Source organism: Microbacterium sp. C448 (genome assembly GCF_000582705.2).
In the GTDB taxonomy this organism is placed as follows: Bacteria; Actinomycetota; Actinomycetes; order Actinomycetales; family Microbacteriaceae; genus Microbacterium; species Microbacterium lacus_A.
Genome location: NZ_HG779676.1, coordinates 1 through 1073 on the forward strand (window position 1 = coordinate 1; position 1073 = coordinate 1073).

Here is a 1073-nt window from a genome sequence, read left to right on the forward strand (position 1 = left end):
GCTGGTCGAAATCAACATCGACGAGCTGTCGGTGCTCGCGCCGCTACACAATCCCGCGAACCTGCAGGGCATCCGCGCCGCGAAGCAGGCTTTTCCCGACATCCCGCACGTCGCCGTCTTCGATACCGCTTTCCACCAGACGCTCGCGCCGGCCGCGTACACCTATGCGATCGACCGCGAATTGGCCGAGGCGCATCGCGTCCGCCGCTACGGGTTCCACGGCACGTCGCACAAGTTCGTGAGCGAGGCGGCGGCGCACTTCGTCGGACGGGATCTGACGGATCTGCGCCAGATCGTCTTCCATCTCGGCAACGGCGCATCGGTTACGGCCATCCGCGGGGGGCGTTCGGTCGACACCTCGATGGGGCTGACACCGCTCGAGGGACTCGTCATGGGAACCCGCTCGGGCGACCTCGACCCGGCCGTGCTGATCCACCTCGCTCGGCGGGCCGGACAGAGCATCGACGACCTCGACGATCTGCTCAACCGACGCAGCGGACTTCGGGGGCTCGCGGGGGTCAGTGACATGCGCGACCTCGTGGCGCGTCGCGATGCCGGGGACGCGGCGGCCTCGCTCGCGTTCGACGTGTACATCCATCGGCTCCGTGCCTACGCGGGCGCCTACCTGGCGCAGCTCGGCGGCGTCGACATCATCTCGTTCACGGCAGGAGTGGGGGAGAACTCTGCCGCGGTCCGTGCCGAGGCCCTCGCGACCCTCGGCTTCGCGGGCGTACAGATCGACCCCGACCGGAACGCGGCGCGCGGCCGAGGCATCCGGGTCATTTCGACGGATTCCTCGCCGGTGACGGTTCTCGTCGTGCCGACGAACGAAGAGCTCGAGATCGCGCGACAGACGCTCCGCGCGACGCAGGGGTGAGACGGTTCCGACGCGGCTCTCGGCACCACTACGCTGGCCTCAAGGCGCGATGGCGAGCCGCCGATTCCCGACCTCGGCCCACCGCGATCCTGGAGGCTCCGTGACCGCCGCTCTGCCCGATCTGTCCACCTACGATGCCGTGCTCTTCGACCTCGACGGCGTGCCCACCCCCCCCCCCCCCCCCCCCCCCCCCCCC

Annotated in this window: 1 protein-coding gene; it reads left to right on the forward strand. The window is 69.8% G+C overall.

Going from position 1 to position 1073, the window contains the following annotated elements:
• A partial coding sequence (locus MIC448_RS08590; protein ID WP_036298319.1) for an acetate/propionate family kinase occupies positions 1 to 877 on the forward strand: 877 nt, incomplete at its 5' end.
• Positions 878 to 1073: the final 196 nt, after the last annotated feature.